Origin of the sequence: Neoroseomonas alkaliterrae, from assembly GCF_014199195.1 — a bacterium.
In the GTDB taxonomy this organism is placed as follows: Bacteria; Pseudomonadota; Alphaproteobacteria; order Acetobacterales; family Acetobacteraceae; genus Neoroseomonas; species Neoroseomonas alkaliterrae.
In genome coordinates this window covers 59,618-77,800 of sequence record NZ_JACIJE010000001.1, presented here as the reverse complement: position 1 = coordinate 77,800, position 18,183 = coordinate 59,618, and the positions used below count along the sequence as shown (strand labels likewise).

Annotated in this window: 23 protein-coding genes and 1 tRNA gene; 9 read left to right on the top strand and 15 right to left on the bottom strand. The window is 73.0% G+C overall.

Annotated elements, in window-relative coordinates:
* Window positions 1-49: 49 nt before the first annotated feature.
* Both FHS88_RS00420 and aceA read right to left on the bottom strand, forming a co-directional pair.
* A complete protein-coding gene (locus FHS88_RS00420) occupies window positions 50-220 on the bottom strand; it encodes a hypothetical protein (RefSeq protein ID WP_184480163.1) in 171 nt (56 codons plus the stop codon).
* A 17-nt stretch (window positions 221-237) separates the two neighbouring features.
* Complete coding sequence (aceA, locus tag FHS88_RS00415) at window positions 238-1,569, bottom strand: isocitrate lyase (protein WP_184480161.1); 1,332 nt, start codon at window positions 1,567-1,569, stop codon at window positions 238-240.
* Window positions 1,570-1,720: 151 nt separating this feature from the next.
* Between aceA and FHS88_RS00410 the strand changes: the two genes are divergently transcribed.
* On the top strand, window positions 1,721-3,193 hold the full coding sequence (locus tag FHS88_RS00410; protein ID WP_184480158.1) for a helix-turn-helix domain-containing protein: 1,473 nt from the start codon (window positions 1,721-1,723) through the stop codon (window positions 3,191-3,193).
* Here FHS88_RS00410 and FHS88_RS00405 read toward each other — a convergent pair.
* Window positions 3,123-3,710 carry a hypothetical protein gene (locus FHS88_RS00405; protein ID WP_184480155.1) on the bottom strand — a complete coding sequence of 196 codons (588 nt, stop codon included), beginning with the start codon at window positions 3,708-3,710 and terminating at the stop codon, window positions 3,123-3,125. The two genes, FHS88_RS00410 and FHS88_RS00405, sit on opposite strands and share 71 nt — an antisense overlap.
* 246 nt (window positions 3,711-3,956) lie before the next feature.
* On the opposite strand from FHS88_RS00405, the gene gshB reads away from it, so the two are divergent.
* Window positions 3,957-4,913, top strand: a complete 957-nt coding sequence (gene gshB / locus FHS88_RS00400) for a glutathione synthase (RefSeq protein ID WP_184480153.1) — start codon at window positions 3,957-3,959, stop codon at window positions 4,911-4,913.
* 19 nt (window positions 4,914-4,932) lie between these two features.
* Here gshB and FHS88_RS00395 read toward each other — a convergent pair whose 3' ends face one another.
* The 3 genes from FHS88_RS00395 to FHS88_RS00385 form a co-directional block, all read right to left on the bottom strand.
* Window positions 4,933-6,387 (bottom strand): amidase, encoded by a 1,455-nt coding sequence (locus FHS88_RS00395; protein ID WP_184480150.1) that lies wholly within the window; start codon window positions 6,385-6,387, stop codon window positions 4,933-4,935.
* Window positions 6,388-6,395: 8 nt separating this feature from the next.
* Window positions 6,396-6,590, bottom strand: coding sequence for a DUF6494 family protein (locus FHS88_RS00390; RefSeq protein ID WP_184480147.1), 195 nt, complete (start codon window positions 6,588-6,590; stop codon window positions 6,396-6,398).
* Between the two features lie 143 nt (window positions 6,591-6,733).
* Complete coding sequence (locus tag FHS88_RS00385; protein WP_184480144.1) at window positions 6,734-7,117, bottom strand: CZB domain-containing protein; 384 nt, start codon at window positions 7,115-7,117, stop codon at window positions 6,734-6,736.
* A gap of 93 nt (window positions 7,118-7,210) precedes the next feature.
* On the opposite strand from FHS88_RS00385, the gene FHS88_RS00380 reads away from it, so the two are divergent.
* Window positions 7,211-7,846 (top strand): FMN-binding negative transcriptional regulator, encoded by a 636-nt coding sequence (locus FHS88_RS00380; protein WP_184480141.1) that lies wholly within the window; start codon window positions 7,211-7,213, stop codon window positions 7,844-7,846.
* Window positions 7,847-7,859: 13 nt separating this feature from the next.
* On the opposite strand, the gene FHS88_RS00375 is transcribed toward FHS88_RS00380, so the two are convergent.
* Genes FHS88_RS00375 through FHS88_RS00360 form a run of 4 tightly spaced genes read right to left on the bottom strand, consistent with a single transcriptional unit; the run spans window position 7,860 to window position 9,560 of the window.
* The gene (locus FHS88_RS00375) at window positions 7,860-8,114 is read right to left on the bottom strand and encodes a hypothetical protein (protein WP_184480138.1); all 255 of its coding nucleotides are present in this window, start codon (window positions 8,112-8,114) and stop codon (window positions 7,860-7,862) included.
* Window positions 8,111-8,959 (bottom strand): bifunctional methylenetetrahydrofolate dehydrogenase/methenyltetrahydrofolate cyclohydrolase FolD, encoded by an 849-nt coding sequence (gene folD / locus FHS88_RS00370; protein WP_184480135.1) that lies wholly within the window; start codon window positions 8,957-8,959, stop codon window positions 8,111-8,113. The genes FHS88_RS00375 and folD overlap by 4 nt, the downstream gene beginning before the upstream one ends.
* Complete coding sequence (locus tag FHS88_RS00365; RefSeq protein WP_338146308.1) at window positions 8,956-9,258, bottom strand: DUF167 domain-containing protein; 303 nt, start codon at window positions 9,256-9,258, stop codon at window positions 8,956-8,958. Before FHS88_RS00365 ends, folD begins: the two co-directional genes overlap by 4 nt.
* Entirely contained in the window at window positions 9,255-9,560 is a 306-nt protein-coding gene (locus FHS88_RS00360) for a YggT family protein (protein WP_184480131.1), read from the bottom strand. Before FHS88_RS00360 ends, FHS88_RS00365 begins: the two co-directional genes overlap by 4 nt.
* A gap of 131 nt (window positions 9,561-9,691) precedes the next feature.
* Between FHS88_RS00360 and FHS88_RS00355 the strand changes: the two genes are divergently transcribed.
* Window positions 9,692-9,767 (top strand) — tRNA-Ala (locus FHS88_RS00355).
* A 119-nt stretch (window positions 9,768-9,886) separates the two neighbouring features.
* On the opposite strand, the gene FHS88_RS00350 is transcribed toward FHS88_RS00355, so the two are convergent.
* The 5 genes from FHS88_RS00350 to FHS88_RS00330 form a co-directional block, all read right to left on the bottom strand.
* Window positions 9,887-10,246 (bottom strand): hypothetical protein, encoded by a 360-nt coding sequence (locus FHS88_RS00350; protein WP_184480128.1) that lies wholly within the window; start codon window positions 10,244-10,246, stop codon window positions 9,887-9,889.
* Window positions 10,247-10,250: 4 nt separating this feature from the next.
* Entirely contained in the window at window positions 10,251-12,185 is a 1,935-nt protein-coding gene (gene acs / locus FHS88_RS00345; protein WP_184480126.1) for an acetate--CoA ligase, read from the bottom strand.
* Window positions 12,186-12,314: 129 nt separating this feature from the next.
* On the bottom strand, window positions 12,315-12,674 hold the full coding sequence (locus tag FHS88_RS00340) for a Rieske 2Fe-2S domain-containing protein (RefSeq protein ID WP_184480123.1): 360 nt from the start codon (window positions 12,672-12,674) through the stop codon (window positions 12,315-12,317).
* On the bottom strand, window positions 12,671-13,093 hold the full coding sequence (locus tag FHS88_RS00335) for an EVE domain-containing protein (RefSeq protein ID WP_184480120.1): 423 nt from the start codon (window positions 13,091-13,093) through the stop codon (window positions 12,671-12,673). The genes FHS88_RS00340 and FHS88_RS00335 overlap by 4 nt, the downstream gene beginning before the upstream one ends.
* Before the next feature lie 196 nt (window positions 13,094-13,289).
* On the bottom strand, window positions 13,290-13,571 hold the full coding sequence (locus FHS88_RS00330) for a YciI family protein (protein ID WP_338146306.1): 282 nt from the start codon (window positions 13,569-13,571) through the stop codon (window positions 13,290-13,292).
* A gap of 120 nt (window positions 13,572-13,691) precedes the next feature.
* On the opposite strand from FHS88_RS00330, the gene FHS88_RS00325 reads away from it, so the two are divergent.
* The 5 genes from FHS88_RS00325 to FHS88_RS00305 all read left to right on the top strand — a co-directional run bounded on the left by FHS88_RS00325 (window position 13,692) and on the right by FHS88_RS00305 (window position 17,987).
* On the top strand, window positions 13,692-14,492 hold the full coding sequence (locus FHS88_RS00325) for a heme ABC transporter permease (RefSeq protein WP_408902316.1): 801 nt from the start codon (window positions 13,692-13,694) through the stop codon (window positions 14,490-14,492).
* A complete protein-coding gene (locus FHS88_RS00320; protein ID WP_184480113.1) occupies window positions 14,489-14,632 on the top strand; it encodes a hypothetical protein in 144 nt (47 codons plus the stop codon). Before FHS88_RS00325 ends, FHS88_RS00320 begins: the two co-directional genes overlap by 4 nt.
* Before the next feature lie 118 nt (window positions 14,633-14,750).
* Complete coding sequence (gene ccmE / locus FHS88_RS00315) at window positions 14,751-15,266, top strand: cytochrome c maturation protein CcmE (RefSeq protein ID WP_184480109.1); 516 nt, start codon at window positions 14,751-14,753, stop codon at window positions 15,264-15,266.
* A gap of 187 nt (window positions 15,267-15,453) precedes the next feature.
* Window positions 15,454-17,412 carry a heme lyase CcmF/NrfE family subunit gene (locus tag FHS88_RS00310; protein ID WP_184480106.1) on the top strand — a complete coding sequence of 653 codons (1,959 nt, stop codon included), beginning with the start codon at window positions 15,454-15,456 and terminating at the stop codon, window positions 17,410-17,412.
* Window positions 17,409-17,987 carry a DsbE family thiol:disulfide interchange protein gene (locus FHS88_RS00305; protein WP_184480103.1) on the top strand — a complete coding sequence of 193 codons (579 nt, stop codon included), beginning with the start codon at window positions 17,409-17,411 and terminating at the stop codon, window positions 17,985-17,987. The genes FHS88_RS00310 and FHS88_RS00305 overlap by 4 nt, the downstream gene beginning before the upstream one ends.
* The last annotated feature ends 196 nt before the right edge of the window (window positions 17,988-18,183 follow it).

Genomic DNA, 18,183 nt, shown 5'->3' with positions numbered 1-18,183 from the left:
GCAAGGCTGCGGCCGCCCGCCCGGGAAGCCGCAGCCCTGCCGGGCGGCGTCAGTGCGAGGGCCTGCCGCGCTGCCCGCAGGCCCAGCCATGCGCATGGACCAGGCCGTCGTCATGGTCCTCGGCCGGGGCCTTGATCACCCGCGGCTGCGGGCGGCGGGGCGGTTCGGTGGCCCAGCCATGGGAATGCACGAGGCCGTCGTCGTGGCGGTCGTTGCTCATGGATCGCGTCCTCCCTGTCAGTGCGCGGGTTCGTGCTGGAACTGCGCGGTTTCGGTGGAATGGGCCATCGCGGTGGTGCTCGCCCGGCCGCCGCTCGCCGCCATGGCGACCGCGTCGAAGTAGGAGACGCCGACCTCGCGCTGGTGGCGCACGGCGGTGAAGCCGTTGGCCTCCTCGGCGAATTCGGCCTGCTGGAGTTCGCTGTAGGCGCCCATGCCGCGCTCGGCATAGCCGCGGGCCAGCCTGAACATGCTGAGGTTCAGCGAGTGGAAGCCGGCCAGCGTGACGAACTGGAACTTGTAGCCCATGGCGCCGAGTTCGCGCTGGAAGCGCTCCGCCGCCTCCACGCCCATCTTCCGCTGCCAGTTGAAGGAAGGGCTGCAGTTGTAGGCGAGCATCTTGCCGGGGAACTCGCGATGGATCGCTTCCGCGAAGTCGCGCGCGTCGTCCAGGTCGGGGTCCGAGGTCTCCCACCACAGCAGGTCGGCGTAGGGGGCATAGGCCAGGCTGCGCGCGATCGCATACTGCTTGCCGACGCCGGGCTTGATGCGGAAGAAGCCCTCCGGCGTGCGCTCGCCGGTGATGAAGGGGCGGTCGCGCTCGTCCACGTCGGCGGTCAGCAACTGGGCGGATTCCGCGTCGGTCCGGCAGAGCAGCACGGTCGGCACGCCTTCCACGTCGGCGGCGAGGCGCGCGGCGTTCAGCGTGCGGATGTGCTGGCTGATCGGCACCAGCACCTTGCCGCCGAGATGGCCGCACTTCTTCTCCGAGGCGAGCTGGTCCTCGAAATGCACGCCGGCCGCGCCGGCCTCGATCATGGCGCGCATCAGCTCATAGGCGTTGAGCGCGCCGCCGAAGCCGGCCTCGGCATCGGCGACGATCGGCGCCATGTAGTGGGTGCGGTCGTCGGCCTTGCCGTCGAGGCGTTCCATGGTCGCGATCTGGTCGGCGCGACGCAGCGCGGCATTGATGCGGCTGACCACCTTCGGCACGGAATCGACCGGATAGAGCGACTGGTCCGGGTACATCTGCCCGGCGGAGTTCGCATCCGCCGCCACCTGCCAGCCGGAGAGGTAGATCGCCTTCAGCCCGGCCTTGACCTGCTGCAGCGCCTGCATGCCCGTCAGCGCGCCGAGGGTGTTCACATAGGGCTCGCTGCGCAGCAGGTCCCACAGCCGGCGTGCGCCGTTCTCGGCGAGCGTGTGGCGCACGCGGAAGGAGCCGGCGAGGCGGGCGACATCGGCCTCGGTGTAGTCGCGCCGGATGCCGGCGAAGCGGTTGGGATCCTGCGGCGGCAGGCCGCCTCCGGTGCCGTCCGGGGCGAAGCAGGGCGAGGTGTTCGGGCGCATGGCGATGGTTCTGACTCCAGGCCGGACCGTCCGGCGCCCGTGAATAATTCACATTGCATTGCCGAAGATCACCAGGGAATCTGGGTGCGGCGCAGCAAGATCGTGGAGCGTTTCACGGTCGCGCCGCCGGATCTGTGAAGGTTGTAAAGCCATGGCGCGGCCCCTGATCGGCCGGACCGTCCGCCGCCTGCGCGCCGAGCGCGGGCTGACGCAGCAGGCGCTGGCCGCGCGGCTCGGCATCTCCGCGAGCTACCTGAACCTGATCGAGCACGACCAGCGCGCGGTGACCGCCTCGCTGCTGATCAAGCTGACCGAGACGCTGGACGTGGACCTCGCAGCCCTCTCGGGCAGCACGGAGCGCCAGCTGGAAGCCGGGCTGCGGGAGGTGCTGTCGGACCCGATGCTCGGCCTCGCGGAAGTGCCGGAGCAGGAGGTGGCGACGCTCGCCGCCTCGGCGCCCAATGCGGCGCGCGCGGTGCTCGCGCTCTACCGCGCCTGGCGCGTGGCGCGGGAGGATTCCTCGGGCCTCGCGCTGCCCACCGGGCGGCGCGTCCTGCTGCCCACCGAGGAGACGCGCGACTTTTTCCACGACCGCGCCAACCACTTCCCCGCGCTGGAGGCGGCGGCCGAGGCGATCGGGCGCGAGATGGGCGCGCGGCCGGCGGAGATGAACCACGCCATCGCCGAGCGCCTGCGCCGCCTGCACGGCCTCGCGGTGCTCGTCGGGCCGATGGAGGGCACGCTGCGCCGCCATGATGCGGCGGCGCGGGTGCTGCACCTCTCGGAATCCCTGCCTCGCGAATCCCGCGGCTTCCAGATGGCCTTCACGCTGATGCTGCTGGAAGCGCGCGAGGCGGTGGAGCAGGCCATGGCGGGCGCCGAGCCCTCGACGCCCGAAGCGGCGCAGATGATGCGCATCGGGCTGCTGAACTACGCGGCGGCCGCGCTGCTGATGCCCTATGCGCCCTACCTCGCCGCGGCGCGCGAACTGCGCCACGACATCGAGGCACTGGCCGCGCGCTTCGGCGTCTCCTTCGAGCAGGCGGCGCAGCGGCTTTCCACCCTGCAGCGCGAGGGCGCGCGCGGCGTGCCCTTCTTCTTCCTGCGCGTGGATCCGGCCGGCAATGTCGGCAAGCGCTTCTCCGCCGCGGGGTTTCCCTTCGCGCGCTTCGGCGGCTCCTGCCCGCGCTGGGTGGTGCATGAGGCCTTCGCGACGCCGGGGCGCATCCGCGTGCAGGTGGCGCGCCTGCCCGATGGCGCGACCTTCCTGACCATCGCGCGCAGCGTGCAGGGCCGCGCCGCGCATTGGGGCGAGCCGCCGCCGACGCATGTCGTGGCCATGGGCTGCGACATCGCCCGCGCGAGCGAACTCGTCTATGCCGACGGCATCGAGCCGGAGACGGCGGCGGTCGGGATCGGCCTGTCCTGCCGGCTCTGCGACCGCGCCGATTGCCGCTCCCGCGCCTTTCCGCCGCTGGAGCACCGCCTGGTGCTCGATCCGGCGGAGGAGGGGGCCGCGCCCTACCGCTTCGAGGCGCCGGGGCGCGCGGCGCTCAGCCCAGCAGCCAATCCGGCGTCACCGGGAAGGGATCGGGCTCCGGCGGCACGGCGCCGGCCTCGCTGAGCCAAAGGTCGAGCAGCGCGTCGGGGTCCGCCGCGGGCGCGCTGCGCAGCGCGGCTTCGAAGGTCATCGGGTCGTCGGCAAGGACGGGGTCGAGGCCGAGCACGGCGAGCATGGCCGCGCGCTCCTCCGCGGTCGGGGCCGGGCGCGGGGCGGCGGCGATGGCGTCGAGGATGGCCTCGAGCGCGGCGAGGGACGGAAAGGCGGCGGGGGGCGGTGGCGTGTGGGTCGGCGCGGGCGCGCCGCTGCTCGCGACCGCATCCGCTGCGGCGGGCTCCATGGCGGGCGGGTCACCGGCTTCCATGCCGGGGATGGGCAGCCCGGCGAGAGCGCCCGTCTCGCCGGCATCGGACGCGGCAGCCTCGGGCGGCTGCGGCACGCCGGGCAGTGCAGCATCCGGCGCGGCTGCCGGGGCCGGCATCGGCACGGGGCCGCTGCCGCCGGGAACCAGGATCTCGCGCGGCAGGTTCGGCAACTCGGACAGGAGGTTGGCGATCGGCGGCGGCAACAGGTCGGCCATGGCGAAATCCGCTCGGGCAGAGGGGCGCGGCGTCCTGCCGCCGTCAGCGCCCGCGGTGGCGGGCCTTAACCATGCGGCAACCTATGCCATGTCACGCGCAGACCTTAACCCACAATCGTGCGAGATTAACGAAAAACACCCCAGGGTTGAGCGCGCACCGCGAAACCCACCCTGGCGCAAAGCCGCTCGGGGTGGCACCACGGGGGCAAGCGGTCCGCCCGGACCAACCAGCCAGGAAGCACGCCCATGACCCGGAGCCTGCGCGTCGCGGTCCAGATGGACCCGATCGAGAGCATCAACATCGACGCCGATTCCACCTTCGCCCTGATGCTCGAGGCGCAGGCGCGCGGGCACAGGCTGTGGCACTACCATGTGCGCGACCTCGCGCTGCGCGGCGGGCGCGTCACCGCCTGGGCGAAGCCCATCGAGGTGCGGCGCGCATACGGCAACCACTTCACCTTCGGGGCGGAGGAGGAACTCGACCTCGGCGAAGGGGCGGATGTGGTGCTGATGCGCCAGGACCCGCCCTTCGACATGGCCTACATCACGGCGACCCACATCCTCGAGCACATCCACCCGCGCACGCTGGTGGTGAACGACCCGGCCTCGGTGCGCAACGCGCCGGAGAAGTTGTTCGTCACGCATTTCCCGGAGCTGATGCCGGTCACGATGGTGACCTCGGACCGCCGGCGGATCGCGGCGTTCCGGCGCGAACACGGGGACATCATCATCAAGCCGCTGTTCGGCAATGGCGGCGCGGGCGTGTTCCACCTGCGCCCCGACGACCCGAACATGAACGCGCTGGTCGAGATGTTCACCGAACGCTCCCGCGAGCCGCTGGTGATCCAGAAATACGTCCCCGCCGTGCGCGAGGGCGACAAGCGCATCATCCTGGTGGATGGCGTGGCGATGGGCGCCATCAACCGCGTGCCCGCGGCGGGCGAGGCGCGCTCCAACATGCATGTCGGCGGCCGCCCCGAGCCCACCACGCTGACGGAGCGTGAGCGCGAGATCTGCGCCGCGATCGGCCCCGAGCTGAAGAAGCGCGGCATGATCTTCGTGGGCATCGACGTGATCGGCGGCTACCTCACCGAGATCAACGTGACCTCGCCGACGGGCCTGCAGGAGATCGCGCGCTTCGACGGCGTGCATCTCGAACGCGCCATCTGGGACGCGATCGAGGCGAAGATCCTCGCGCGCTGATCCGGGCCGCCGCCCCGGTTCATTCGCAGGGCGGCACCGTCCCCGGCCGCGGCTCGATCGGCAGCAGCCGGTCGAGCCCGGAGAGGCGCTCGAACAGCGCGGCCACCTGCAGCGCCCTCGCATCCTGGCGCGGCGGGGCCACCACCTGCAGCCCCACCGGCCGGCCATGACGGTCGAATCCGCAGGGCACCGCCACGGCGGGGCAGGAGGCCAGCGTGGCGAAGGCGTTGACCAGCGAGCCGCCCATGTAGTTCTCGAGCGGCCTGCCGCCGATCCGCTCCGGCGCGCGCAGCATCACGTCGAAGGCGGGCGTCGAGGCGCCGGGCGTGACCAGCACGTCGCAGCGGGCGAAGATGTCGCGCATGGCGCGGAAGAAGCGCGCGCGCTCGTGCTCGGCCCAGGCGAGGCGGGAGGGCGTCTCCTTCAATCCGCGCTCGGTCTGCCAGATGATGTCGGGCTTGAGCAGGTGGCGCCTGGTGGCGAGCAGCGCCTCGCGGTCCACGACGAAATGCTGGCTGCGGAGAACGAGGAAGGCCTCGTTGAGATCGCCGAGTTCGGGATGCGCCTCCTCCACCGCGATGCCGAGGGTCTCGAAGCGCCGCACCTCGCGCGCGCAGATCTCCGCCGTCTCGCGGTCCATCGGCAGGGCGCCGCCGAAATCGGCGGTGAAGGCGATGCGCAGGGGCTTCTCCGCCTCGGCCGCGGCGACGGCATCAGCGTAGGAGCGCGCCGGCGCGTCGTAGGTCATCGGGTCGTCGGGATCCCATCCCGCCATGGTGTCGAGGAACAGCGCGAGGTCGGGGATGTTGCGCGCCATCGGCCCCTGCACCGAGAGCGGCGACCACAGATCCTCCTGCGGGCCGCGCGTCACGCGCCCGGGCGAGGGGCGCATGCCGACGACGGAGCAGTAGGTCGCCGGCCGCCGCAGCGAGCCGCCGTGATCCGAGCCGTGCGCGAGCCACACCTCCCCGGTCGCCAGCGCCACCGCGCCGCCGCCCGTCGAGCCGCCGCAGGTCAGCGACGTGTTCCAGGGGTTGCGCGTGCGGCCGAAGACCTCGTTGAAGGTCGAGCCGCCGGCGCCGAATTCCGGCGTGTTGGATTTCGCGATGACGATGCCGCCGCGGCGCTCGATCCGCTCGACGATCGGGTGGCTGCGATCGGGCACGTGGTCGGCGAAGATCGGGCTGCCATAGGTGGTGCGCACGCCCGCCACCTCCGTCAGGTCCTTGATGGCCACGGGCAGGCCGGCGAGCCAGCCGGGCTCCTCCTCCGCCTCGCGCCGCTCGCCGCGCATCAGCGCCTTGGCGTGCTCGCGCGCGCGGTCGAGGCAGAGGGTGGGCAGGGCGTTGACCGCGGGCTCGACCGCGGCGATGCGCGCGGCGGCGGCCTCGATCAGTTCGAGCGGGGAGACCTCCCGCGCGCGGAGCAGCGCCACCGCCTCGCGCGCACCCAGGCGGATCAGGTCCTGCGTCATGGCGCGCGTCAGTCCAGCGGGATCTCGGCCTCGACCACATGGTTCAGGCCGGGTGCGTCGGGCGAGGTCAGCGCCATGCGCAGCCGCAGCACCTTGCCCTTCACGCCGCCCTCGCGCGCCACGCGCTCGATCTCGCGCTGCGAGGTCACGCCGACCTGCTTGAGGAACTTGCGCAGATCCAGGTTGAAGCGGTCCTCGTCCATGGCGGCGCCTCCGGCTGGTGTGGCACGCGCCATCCTGCGACGGACCGGGCCGGCGGGCCAGGGGCGCCATGGCGGTGTCGCCCCGGGCCGCAGCGGGCATCGCGCCTCCGCCGCGCCCGGCGCACGGCGATCCGCCTGCCGCCTTACGCGGCGCGGCGCAGCGCCTGCTGCCAGGCCATCATGGCCTGGGTGAGATCGGCCGAGGCGGAGGCGAAGGCCCCGCCCGGGCGCAGCGCCGCCTCGGCCTCGGCGCGGCGGCCCGCGCGCGCGTCGCGCAGCACGTCGCAGGCGCAGCGGTGGAAGGCGGCATGCAGCGTCCTGATGCGCTGGTAGTGCGGCCCGGCCTTCTCGGCGGGCGGGATCGCGGGGCCGGCGAGGAAGCGGCCGAAATCGCAGGCGTCGTCCCGGGCCACGGTGGCGGGATCGAGCCCCTGCTCGCCACCGGCGATGGCGGCGGCAAGCCGCCCCTTCCACAGCCCGTGCGCGCCGATCGCGCGGGTGATGTCGTCGATGATGCTGCCTGCCATGCTGCGGCCTCCAGCGCCTGTGTCTTGTCCCGGCGCGCTGGACCATGGCGGGCGTTCGGTTAAGGAATCGCGCAGCCGTCCCGGAGCCAGCCGATGTACACCCCGCCCGCCTTCCGCGAGGACCGACCCGAGGTGCTGCGCGCGATCATGCGCGCGGCGCGACTCGCGCTGCTGGTCTCGGCCGCGCCGGATGGCGGCGCGCCGGAGGCGACGCATCTGCCGCTGCTGCTGGACGAGGCGGAAGGGCCGCATGGCACGCTCTACGGCCATCTCGCCAAGGCGAATCCGCAGTGGAAGGGGCTGGCGGCGGCGGGCGTGGCGCGCGCCGTCTTCCCGGGGCCGGAGGCCTATGTCTCGCCCTCGCTCTACGCCGCGAAGCGCGAGCACGGGCGGGTCGTGCCGACCTGGAACTACGTCGCCGTCCACGCCATCGGGCCGGTCGAGGTGTTCGAGGATCCGGCGCGGCTGCATGCGGTGGTCGCGCGCCTCACCGACCGCCACGAGTCCGCGCGCGCCGAACCCTGGGCGGTGACCGACGCCCCCGCGCCCTTCGTCGCTGGCCAGTTGAAGGGCATCGTCGGGATCGCGCTGCGGATCGGGACGCTGATCGGCAAGCGCAAACTCTCCCAGAACCGGGCCGAGGCCGACCGCGAGGGGGTGATCGCGGGGCTCGCGGCCAGCGACGATCCGGCCGACCGCGCGGTGGCCGGGGCGATGCGCGAAGGCTGATCAGCGCCGGCCCTCAGCCGCCGCTGCGGCGCTCCACGCGCTCGAGCATCGCCTTGAGGGTTTCGATCTCCGCCGCCTGGCGACGCAACGCCTGGCCGATGGCGGCGATGCCGAGCAGCGCCAGCGCCGGGATCGCGCCCGCGCCGGCATAGAGCAGGCGGCCGCGCGCCCAGCCCTCCCCGCCCCAGGGCGTGGCCTGCCAGGCGAGATGCGCGCAGGCGAGGATGCCGAGCACGCCGACCACCTGCATCGCGCGCCAGAGGATCATGCGCCCCCCCGCCGCGCGATGGCGGCATCGAGCGTGTTCTCGAGCAGGCAGGCGATCGTCATCGGCCCGACGCCACCGGGCACGGGCGTGATGGCGCCGGCCACCGCGGCGGCCTCCTCGAAGGCGACATCGCCGGCGAGCCGCCCATCCGGCAGGCGGTTGATGCCGACATCCACCACCACCGCGCCGGGCGCGATCCAGTCCCCGCGCACCAGGCCGGGCCGGCCGACGGCGGCGATGAGGATCTCGGCGCGGCGGCATTCGGCGGCAAGGTCGCGGCTGCGCGAATGCGCGATGGTCACGGTGCAGTCCGCCCCGAGCAGCAGCTGCGCCATCGGCCGGCCGACGATCTGCGAGCGGCCGAGCACGAGGGCGCGGGCGCCGCGCAGCGCCACGCCCGCCTCGGCCAGGATGTGCATCACCCCGCGCGGCGTGCAGGGCACGAGGCCCGGCTGCCCCGCGGCCAGCCGCCCGGCATTGAGCGGGTGGAAGCCGTCCACGTCCTTGGCCGGGTCCACCGCGGCGATGGCGGCCTCGGTGCGGATCTGTGGCGGCAGCGGAAGCTGCACCAGGATGCCGTCCACCGCCGGATCGGCATTGAGCACGGCGATGGTGGCGAGCAGCTCGGCCTCGGTGGCGGAGGCCGGCAGGTGCAGGGTGGCGCTGTCGAAGCCGGCCTCCCGCGCCGCCTTGTCCTTGTTGCGCACATAGACGCCCGAGGCCGGGTCCTCGCCCACGCGCACCACGCGCAGGCCGGGGCGGAAGGGCAGGGCCGCGACGCGCGCCGCGAGGCCCGCGCGCAACCGCGCAGCGATCGCCTTGCCGTCGAGGATGCGGGCGGTCATGCCAGGGCCTCCAGCCTTGCGCCGAGCAGGGCGGGGTCGCCGGCCACGCGCAGCAGCTTCTCCCGCGCCGCCGCACCCTGCACGCAGGTCACGGCCGAGGGCGCGACATCGAGCGCGGCGGCGAGCGCCTCGCAGGCGGCGCGGGTGGCGCGGCCATCCGCGGGCGCCTCGCCCACCGCGATCCGCAGCCGCGGGCCGTCCGCGCCGGGCTGGGTGCCGGCCAGGCCCGGCCGCCGCGCGCGCGGCTGCACCTTCACGCGCACCAGCACCCCGCCGGGCTCCGCGCGCCAGGCGCTCACCAGCCGGCGCCGCCGCGCATCAGCCCCACCTGGATCTCGGCCAGCAGGATCCTGAGGGCGGAGAGCAGCAGGATGAGCACGAGGGGCGACAGGTCCACGCCGCCGAGATTGGGCATCCGCCGGCGGATCGGGCGCAGCGCGGGCTCGGTCACGCGGTAGAAGAAGTCGGCCACCGTCCAGACGAAGCGGTTGCGCGTGTCCAGCACGTTGAAGGCCAGCAGCAGCGACAGCACGGCCCCGATGATCAGGGCCCAGATGTAGAGGCTGATCACCGTATCCAGCAGCCAGAACAGCGCGCGCATGGGCCCTCCTCGGTTGGGCGGGAACCTAGTGAGCGGCCGGGCGGCGGGCAAGGCGGCCCGCCGGCTGCGCGGCGGCGCGAGGCGCCTTGACTTCCCGCCCGGCCTGGGGCACTCAGCGCGCCTCGCGCGGCGGGGCTGTAGCTCAGATGGGAGAGCGCCTCGTTCGCAATGAGGAGGTCAGGGGTTCGATTCCCCTCAGCTCCACCACCGCCCGCGACGCACCTTCCGGCACGACGGTTCCCCGCGACGATGAGCCACAGGCCGCACGGCAAAGCCATGCGCGGCCATCGCCATGGCCGCGACGACCCGTGCGCCGCGGCCGGGGATCAGTCCGAGACCGCCACCAGGGAGAACTGGCAATCCTGCGGCAGCGCCGAGACGAAGCGGCGCAGCGCAACGAGGCGCGGGGGTTCCTCCGCGCCGGTGCCGTAAAGTTCCTCGATCAGACCGGCGATTTCGGAGGGGGAGACCAGGGCGCACCAGCAGGCCGCCGCGGTCTGCCGGCCGATCAGCGCGCCGGCGCGGATGCGCTCCACCACCGCGGCGAAGATGTCCGGCGGGGCGGGCGGGAAGAAGGGGCTGATGCGGTAAGGCGCCCCCTCGACCGGAGGCACGGCGCCGCGCAGGACGGGGGCCACGAGATCCGGCCCCCCGATATAGACATCCCTGTAGCGCGTGCCGCCCATCGCCTCAGCCGACGCGGTTGTCGATCAGCTCCTGCACCACGCCCGGATCGGCGAGGGTGGAGGTGTCCCCCAGCCCCTCCGTCTCGTTCGCGGCGATCTTGCGCAGGATGCGGCGCATGATCTTGCCCGAGCGCGTCTTGGGCAGGCCGGGCGCCCACTGGATCGCGTCCGGTGTGGCGATCGGCCCGATCTCCTTGCGCACCCAGGCGACCAGCTCCTTGCGCAGCACCTCGGTCGGCTCGACGCCGGCCTTCAGCGTGACATAGGCGTAGATGCCCTGGCCCTTGATGTCGTGCGGCATGCCGACCACGGCGGCCTCGGCCACCGCCGGGTGCGCGACGAGGGCGGATTCCACCTCGGCCGTGCCCATGCGATGGCCGGCGACGTTGATCACGTCGTCCACGCGGCCCGTGATCCAGTAGTAGCCGTCGGCGTCGCGCCGCGCGCCGTCGCCGGTGAAGTACATGCCCTTGAAGGTCGAGAAGTAGGTCTGCCCGAAGCGCGGATGGTCGCCATAGATGGTGCGCATCTGGCCCGGCCAGGAATCGAGCAGCACCAGGTTCCCCTCGGCCGCGCCGTCGAGGATGCGGCCTTCACCGTCCACGATGGCCGGCTTCACGCCGGGCAGCGGCAGGGTGGCGGAGCCGGGCTTCTGCGCGACGGCGCCGGGCAGCGGGCTGATCAGGATGCCGCCCGTCTCGGTCTGCCACCAGGTGTCCACCACCGGGCAGCGTTCCTCGCCCACCACGCGATAGTACCAGAGCCAGGCTTCCGGGTTGATGGGCTCGCCCACCGAGCCGAGGATACGCAGGCTGCTGCGGTCGTGATTCTTCACCGGCGCCTCGCCCTCGCGCATCAGGGCGCGGATGGCGGTGGGCGCGGTGTAGAAGATGTTGACCTTGTGCTTGGCCACCACCTGCCAGAATCGCCCGGCATCGGGCCAGGAGGGCACGCCCTCGAACATCAGCGTGGTCGCGCCGTTCGCGAGCGGGCCATAGACGATGTAGGTGTGGCCCGTGACCCAGCCGACATCGGCGGTGCACCAGTAGATCTCGCCCTCGCGGTAGTCGAAGACGTTCTGGTGCGTGAAGGACGCCCAGACCATGTAGCCGCCGGTGGTGTGCAGCACGCCCTTGGGCTTGCCCGTGCTGCCGCTGGTGTAGAGGATGAACAGCGGGTCCTCGGCGTTCATCCGCTCGGGCTCGCAGCTCTCGCCCTCGCCTTCGGTGATGGCGTGCCACCAGTGGTCGCGGCCTTCCATCATCTCGACCGCGCCGCCGGTGTTCTTCGCGACGATGACGTGGCGGATGGTGGGGCAGGTCAGCAGCGCCTCGTCCGCATTGGCCTTGAGCGGCACGCGCCGGCCGCCGCGGCGGCCCTCATCGGCGGTGATCAGCAGCGAGCAGGCGGAATCCTGGATGCGCGAGGCGAGGCTGTCGGGCGAGAAGCCGCCGAACACCACCGAATGGATGGCGCCGATGCGCGCGCAGGCGAGCATGGCGACCGCCGCCTCGACGATCATCGGCAGGTAGATGCAGACGCGGTCGCCCTTCTTCACGCCGAGCCGGCGCATGGCATTGGCCAGCTTGCAGACGCGCGCGTGCAGCTCGCGGTAGGTGACCTTGGCATCGGTGGCCGGATCGTCGCCTTCCCAGATGATCGCCACCTGCTCGCCGCGCCCGGCCGCGATGTGGCGGTCGAGGCAGGAGACGGAGGCGTTCAGCTCGCCGTCCCAGAACCACTTGATCGAGATGTCGCCGGTGAAGTCCACCGACTTGATCTTCGTGGGCTCGCGCATCCAGGCGATGCGCTTCGCCTCGTTGCGCCAGAAGGCGTCCGGGTCTGCCGCCTCGGCGGCGATCATCGCCTCGCGCTTCGCGGCATCCACATGCGCGCGCGCGGCGATCTCGGGTTTCACGGCGATCAGTTCGTCTGCCATGGGCGGCCTCCCTGCCTGGTTCCCCTGATGATCGGGGATTTGCGATGCCGATTTGATCCAGGTCAACATTAGCGATGGCGCGGATTTGAATCGCGCGATGGGGCGGACAGGCGCGGAGCGCCCGGCGGCCTAGAGCCCGGCATCCGCCGGCACGAGCACCCGGCCCTCGGCATCCACGCGCGCCGGCACCGCCTCCAGCGCCTCGCCGATGCAGGGGCCGGTGGTGCAGACGCCGTCCTCGATGCGGAAGCGCGCGCCATGCGTCGAGCAGACGATCGCCTCCCGCTTGCGGTCGAGGAAGCGGTCCGGCACGGGGTCGAGCGGCACGCCGATATGCGGGCAGGAATTCACATAGACCCAGACGCGATCGCCCCGCCGCACCGCGAAGAGGCCGAGGAAGCCCCCCGGCGCCGCGGCGAAGCCCTTGGACTGGCCGTCGGGGATCTCCTCGAGCGCGCAGAGCACGCGCTCGGCCGGGGGCGGCGTCACTTGCCCTTCCACCCGCCCATCTCCGCCAGCACCGCCCAGTGCTCGGGCGCGATGGGCATGACCGAGAGGCGGGACATGCGCACCAGCGCGATGCCTTCGAGCCTCGGCTCGGCCTTGATGGCGGCGAGGCTGACGGGCCTCGGCATCGGCCCGACCGTCTTCATGTCCACCGCGACCCAGGGGCTGCCGGGCTCGGCGGTGGGGTCGGGGTAGGCCTCGCGCACCACCTCGACCACGCCCACGATCTCCTTGCCGATGTTGGAGTGGTAGAAGAAGGCGCGGTCGCCCTTCCTCATCGCCATCAGGTTCGCCTTGGCCATGTGGTTGCGCACGCCGGTCCAGGGCTCGATGCCGTTGGCGACCTGCTGGTCCCAGGAGAAGGCGTCGGGCTCGGATTTGACGAGCCAGTGGTTGGTCACGGTGTTCGTCCCTCAAGCGGCGGGCGGCGGCCATGCGGCGCAGACCCACCAAGGCTGCGGAGCAACGCCCAAGGAACCCCGGCCGCCTTGCCTTCCCGCCCTGTGCCGGACCGCTTGGGGCCGCGGATGGCTCGGGCGCGGTCGCGCCGTTCGCTCCCGGCCCGCCGCCGGCAGGCCGCCTTTGGCCGCGCGGCGCTCATTCCGCCTTCGCGCCGTCCTTGAACACGATGCGGTAGGGGTTGATCGAGACCCGCGCGAAGCAGCCCGCCCGGGCGAAGGGGTCGCCCTCGGTCAGCGCCTCCACCGCCGCGCGGTCCGGCGCCTCGATCACGCGGACCGAGCCGATCGAGTTCCCCTCCGCATCCATGATCGGCCCGGCGATGACCAGCATCTCCCGGTGGCGTTCGAGCCATGCGATGTGCTCCGCCCGCACGGCGCGGCGCGTCGCGGCCATGCCCGGCTTGTCCTCGATGGTCACGGCGAAAAGCATCGCATCCCCCGTCCGCGCCCCGGCCCCGGGGGGCTCGGCAACGTGTCGGCACGTAACGCCGACCGGGCGCGGCTTCAATAACCGGGGTTGTTCCCCTAGTTTGTCGGCGTGGATGGACGCCTGACAGCCGGCACCGGAGCCTCCCCCGCCCCGCGCGCCGCGGCCGGGCGGAGCCTGCACCGTTTCGCCAATCCCGGCCGCTTCCTGCGCGCGACGGGACGGCTGCTGCCCGTGCTGTGGGCGGCGGCGCTGCTCGTGCTGGGCACGGGGCTGGTCTGGGGGCTCGCGCTCTCCCCGCCCGACTGGCAGCAGGGCGAGACCGTCCGGATCATGTATGTCCACGTCCCGATGGCCTGGCTGGCGATGGGCGGCTACACCGGCCTCGCGGTGCTTTCGGTGATGGCGCTGATCTGGCGGCACCCGCTCGCGGATCTGACGGCGCGGGAACTCTCCCCCGTCGGCGCGGCGGCCACCGCCCTGTGCCTCGCCACCGGCAGCCTCTGGGGCAAGCCGATGTGGGGCACCTGGTGGGTTTGGGATGCGCGGCTGACCTCCGTGCTCGTGCTGTTCTTCCTCTGGCTCGGCCATGCCGCGCTGGTGCGCGCCTTCGACGACCCCGAGCGCGGCGCGAAGGCCGGCGCCATCCTGGCGCTGGTGGGCTTCGTCAACGTGCCGATCGTGAAGTTCTCGGTGGATTGGTGGAACACGCTGCACCAGCCGGCCTCCGTGACGCGGCTCGACACGCCGGGGATGCATGTGGACATCCTCTACCCGCTGCTGACCTGCGCGCTGGGCTTCACGCTGCTCTTCGCGGCGGTGGTGCTGGCGCGCACGCGCGCGGCGGTGATGGAGCGCCGGGTGCGGGCCCTGCAACTGGCCCGCGCGCGGCGGGAGGATGCGCCGGCATGACCCTGCACTGGTGGCACATCACGGCGTCCTACGTGCTGACGCTCGGCACCTTCGGCGCGCTGGCGGTCGGCGCGGCGCTGCGGCACCGCGCGGCCAGGCGCCTGCTGGCGACGCTCGACCCGCGGGGAGAGCGCGCATGACCCGCGCCGCCGCACCTGCCGGCGCCACCGTGCCCGGACCGGCACCCGCGCCGGGCACGCCAGTGCGCGGCGCGAAGGCAGGCCGGCCGGATCGCCCGCCGTCTGAGGGCATGAGACAGTGACACGCAAGAAGCGCCGCCTGATGGTCCTGCTGCTCGCCGGCCTCGGCCTCGGCACCGCCACGGCCCTGACGCTGACGGCCTTCCAGGACAACATCGTCTTCTTCTTCTCGCCCTCCGATGTGCTGGCGAACCCGCCCGCGAGCGACCGCGCGATCCGCCTCGGCGGGCTGGTCGAGGCCGGCTCGGTCGAACGCCGCACCGGCAGCGACGGGCGGCCGGCCGCGACCTTCCGCGTCACCGACGGGGCGAACGCCATTCCCGTGACCTATTCCGGCGTGCTGCCGGACCTGTTCCGCGAAGGGCAGGGCGTGGTCACGCTCGGCCGCCTGCTGCCCGACGGCAGCTTCCGCGCCACCGAGGTGCTCGCCCGCCACGACGAGACCTACATGCCCCCCGAAGTCGCCGACGCGCTGCGCCGGGCCGGGCACTGGAACCCCGCCGAAGGCCCCCCGCCGCCCGCCGAGACCTGGAACACCGCGCCACGCCAGCGCGAGGGACGGAGCGGGGGATGATGCCTGTGGTGCCGGTGGCCGCGGGCGCGGCCAGGGGGCGCCGCCCCCTGGACCCCCGCCGGGGAGGCTGCGGCCTCCCCGGCCCCCGCGCCCCATGGAATCGAGGGTCCGGGAGGCCTTCGCCTCCCGGCCGGGGGTTCGGGGGGCTGGCCCCCCGGGACGCCCGCAGCGACCGGAGCCACCCCGCATGATCCCCGAACTCGGTCATTTCGCCCTGGCGCTGGCCTGCGTGCTGGCGGTGGCGCAGTCGGTGCTGCCGCTCGTCGGGGCGTCGCGGCGGGACGTGCGTTGGATGGGCACGGCGGGGCCGCTGGCGGCGGGCCAGCTGGTCGCGGTCGCGGTGGCCTTCGGCTGCCTCGTCTGGGCCTTCGTGGTGAACGACACCACCGTGTCCAACGTCGTGGCCAACAGCCATTCGGCCAAGCCGATGCTCTACAAGGTCACGGGAACCTGGGGGAACCACGAGGGCTCGATGGTCCTCTGGGTCCTGATCCTCGCGCTGTGCGGCGCGGCGGTGGCGGGGTTCGGCCGGGACCTGCCGACCGCGCTCAAGGCCCGCGTCATCGCGGTCCTGGGCTGGGTCTCGGTGGGCTTCCTCGCCTTCATCATCTTCACCTCGAACCCCTTCGACCGCGTCTGGCCGCCGCCGCCGGACGGGCAGGGGCTCAATCCGGTGCTGCAGGACATCGGCTTGGCGCTGCATCCGCCGATGCTCTATGTCGGCTATGTCGGCTATGCGGTGACCTTCGCCTTCGCTGTGGCCGCGCTGCTGGAGGGGCGCGTGGATGCGGCCTGGGGGCGCTGGGTGCGGCCGTGGTCGCTGGTGGCCTGGGCGTTCCTGACGCTCGGCATCGCGCTGGGATCCTGGTGGGCCTATTACGAGCTCGGCTGGGGCGGCTACTGGTTCTGGGATCCGGTGGAGAACGCCTCGCTGCTGCCCTGGCTGGTGGGCACGGCGCTGCTGCATTCGGCCATCGTCGTCGAGAAGCGCGACGCGCTGAAGATCTGGACCGTGCTGCTCGCCATCATGGCCTTCGCCATGAGCCTGCTCGGCACCTTCCTGGTGCGCTCGGGCGTGCTGAACAGCGTGCACGCCTTCGCCAACGACCCGGCGCGCGGCGTCTTCATCCTCGCGCTGCTGATGATCTACGTCGCCGGCGCCTTCGGCATCTTCGCCTGGCGGGCCAACCGGCTCGCGCCGACGGGCATCTTCGCGCCCATCTCGCGAGAGGGCGCGCTGGTGCTGAACAACCTGCTGCTGTGCTCGATCGCGGCGGTGGTGCTGGCCGGCACCTTGTGGCCGCTGTTCGCCGACATCCTCACCGGGGCGAAGATCTCGGTCGGCCCGCCCTTCTTCAACGCGGCGACCGCGCCGCTCGCCATCCCCCTGGTGCTGGCGATGCCGATCGGCGCGATGCTGCCCTGGAAGCGCGGCGACGCCTGGGGCGCGCTGCAGCGCCTGTGGTGGGCGGCGGTAGCCTCGCTGGCGGTGGGCTTCCTCCATCTCGCGGCGCTCGGCTACCCGGTCTGGCCCGCGATCGGCATGGCGCTCGCGCTATGGCTCGTGGCGGGTGCGGCGGCCGACATCGCCGACCGCATCGCGCTCTTCCGCCGCCCCGGCCAGGCCTGGCAGCGCGCCCGCGGCCTGCCGCGCGCGGCCTGGGGCGCGGCCGTCGCCCATGCCGGGATGGGCGTCACCATCGCCGGCGTCGCGGGCATGGGTGTGGCCACCGACGCGCTGGTGGCGCTGAAGCCGGGCGAGAGCGCGCGGCTCGCCGGCTACGAATGGCGGCTCGAACGCATCGAGGACCGGCAGGGGCCGAACTTCACCTCCCGCCAGGCCACCGTGACCGTCACGCGCGACGGCGCGGTGGTGACCGTGCTGCGCCCCGAGCGCCGCACCTTCACCGTGGACCGCCAGACCACCACCGAGGCCGCCATCCACACCAACGCCATCCGCGACCTCTACGCCGTGCTCGGCGAGGAGCGGGAGGGCGCCGGCGTGCTGCGCCTGCACCACAATCCGCTCGCGCCCTGGATCTGGTTCGGCGCGCTGATCATGGCGCTGGGCGGCGGTCTCTCGCTGTCGGACCGGCGGATGCGCGTGGCCGCCCCAGCACCCAAGGGAGCGACCGCCCCGGCATGAGCGACACCCCCGCCCCCCGCCCGCGCCGCTGGATGCTGTTCGCGCCGCTCGGCCTCGCCGTCGGGGCGGGCGCGGGCTTCTACGCCATGCTGCGCGGGCTGCAGACCGGGGACTACGACCCGCGCGGCGTGCCCTCCGCCCTGATCGGCCGCCCGCCGCCCGAGTTCAGCCTGCCGCCTCTCGAGGCCGCGGGCCTGCCGGCGCTCTCCTCGGCCGATCTGCGCGCGCCGCTGCCGCGCCCGGTGATCGTGAACTTCTGGGCCTCCTGGTGCGTGCCCTGCATCGTCGAGCACCCGGTGCTGATGCGCCTCTCGCGCGAAGGCGTGCCGGTGCTCGGCATCAACTACAAGGACCGCGCGACCGACGCGGCCGCCTTCCTGCAACGCCACGGCAACCCCTATGCGAGGCTCGGCCGCGACGAACCGGGCCGCACCGCCATCGACTGGGGCGTGTACGGCGTGCCCGAGACCTACCTGATCGACCGCCAGGGCCTGATCCGCTGGCGCTTCGCCGGCCCCGTCACACCGGACGTGCTGGACCGCGACCTCAGGCCCCTGCTGCGGAGGTTCGCGTGAGCGGCCGCGGTCGGCGCAGGGAGGGCTCCGCCCTCCCCGGAACCCCACCCGCCAAGGGCCTGAGGGCCCTTGGAACCCGATACCTGGGCGGTCGGCGGGAGGGGCTCCGCGCGCGCGCCTTGCGCGGTGGTCGTCCCGTGCCCCTCCCTCCGACCGCCCAGTTCGTGGTGTCCAGAGGCCTTTCGGCCTCTGGCGG